Here is a 1915-nt window from a genome sequence, read left to right as displayed (position 1 = left end):
ATGATATTTATAATAATTTAATATTTCAGAACCTAATAAATTACATTATTTCAATAAAGCTATGCGAGGCCAATTAGAAGAACTCCAAAGGAAAAGAGAAAAACTACTGTTAGGTGGAGGCTTGGACAAAATCCAAAAACAACACGAAAAAGGAAAATTATCGGCTTGGGAACGGGTCCTATACCTATTAGATGAGGATAGGGATTTCACCGAGATTGGTGTCTTCGCTGCCGATGGGCAGTACGAAGAACATGGTGGTTGCCCGAATGCTGGTGTAGTCGTGGTCTTGGGCTATGTTAAGAATAGGTTATGTGTGATTGTATCAAATGATGCTACGGTCAAGGCCGGAGCCTGGTTTCCGATGACCTGTAAGAAAAACCTGAGAGCTCAGGAAATAGCCATGGAAAACCATATTCCCATTATCTATTTGGTCGATTCTGCCGGTGTCTTTCTACCTATGCAAGCTGAAATATTCCCTGATAAAGAGCATTTTGGAAGGATCTTTAGAAATAATGCCAAGCTTTCTTCCATGGGTATCCCCCAGATTTCTGCCATTATGGGTTCTTGTGTGGCTGGTGGTGCCTATTTGCCCATCATGTCTGATTATGCACTGATTGTCGAAGGTACCGGATCTGTATTTTTAGCAGGATCTTACCTGGTGAAATCATCTATTGGAGAAGTCATTGATAATGAGTCCTTAGGCGGAGCAGATACGCATTGTGAAATTTCAGGTGTTACCGACAATAAATATCCGAATGATGAGAGTTGCTTGGATGCCATCAAAAATATAGTGGATAAATTCGGTTCTGAACCTACCTATCAATATTCAAGGATAGAAGCGAAGGAGCCAGAATATCCGATGGAAAAACTCTATGATTATATGCCTGAAGATAGATTGAAGCCCTACAATATGGTTGAAATCTTGAAATGTATAGTCGATAGTGGTTCTTTAGAAGAATATAAAGCAGATTATGGCAAGACTTTGATCTGTGCCTTGGCTCGGGTAGATGGATGGGCAGTAGGCATAGTGGCCAATCAACGGGAAGTGGTTAAGGCCAAGAAACCTGGAGGTTCAACAGAAATGCAGATGGGTGGAGTGATCTATTCAGATTCAGCTGATAAGGCAGCCCGTTTTATCATGAACTGTAACCAACAGAAAATACCATTGCTATTCTTTCAGGACATCACCGGTTTTATGGTGGGTTCCAGGGCAGAGCATGGTGGAATTATCAAGGATGGTGCTAAAATGGTGAATGCCATGGCCAATTCCGTAGTGCCAAAATTCACGTTTATGGTAGGAAATAGCTATGGAGCAGGTAATTACGCGATGTGTGGCAAAGCTTATGATCCTCGATTGATCTATGCATGGCCTACCGCCAAAATAGCGGTAATGAGCGGTGCATCTGCAGGTAAAACTCTGTTGCAGATCCAAGAAGCAGCCTTAAAATCAAAGAATATCAGCCTGAGTGAAGCAGACAAAAACAAGCTTTTACAGGATATCGAAAAGACCTATAATGAGCAATTGAGCCCTTATTATGCAGCCTCCAGATTATGGGTAGATGGAGTGATCGATCCAGCCGATACCAGAAAAATTATTTCCATGGGTATAGAAGCTGCATCACATAATACAGAGATCGGAAAATACAATGTTGGCGTGATCCAAACTTAGCGGTAAGCGATTATCTAAATCATAAAATTATTAAAGGAAAGCCTTGTTTATCATAACAAAGCTTTCCTTTTTCTTTTCCTATAAAGCCACTGTACAGTACCTGAAAATTCCATAATCTATAAAATTTTTAATAAATGTGTTTCTGTTCGGATAGAGCAGTTTTTAGGGACTTCCTTTTACTCTCATTCGAGACACATTGCGAAAATTCGCAATGTGTCTCGAATGAGAGTAAGGTCAAAACAGGAT

Annotated in this window: 1 protein-coding gene; it reads left to right on the top strand. The window is 40.5% G+C overall.

Annotated features, from left to right (window positions below):
* Positions 1–61: 61 nt before the first annotated feature.
* The gene (locus ACWIB3_RS18555; protein ID WP_185212752.1) at positions 62–1669 is read left to right on the top strand and encodes an acyl-CoA carboxylase subunit beta; all 1608 of its coding nucleotides are present in this window, start codon (positions 62–64) and stop codon (positions 1667–1669) included.
* Positions 1670–1915 lie beyond the last annotated feature (246 nt).

This window comes from Sphingobacterium sp. NPDC055431 (assembly GCF_053644255.1).
Note: the sequence above shows the minus strand (reverse complement) of the source record. Positions and strands in the feature narration are given on the sequence as shown.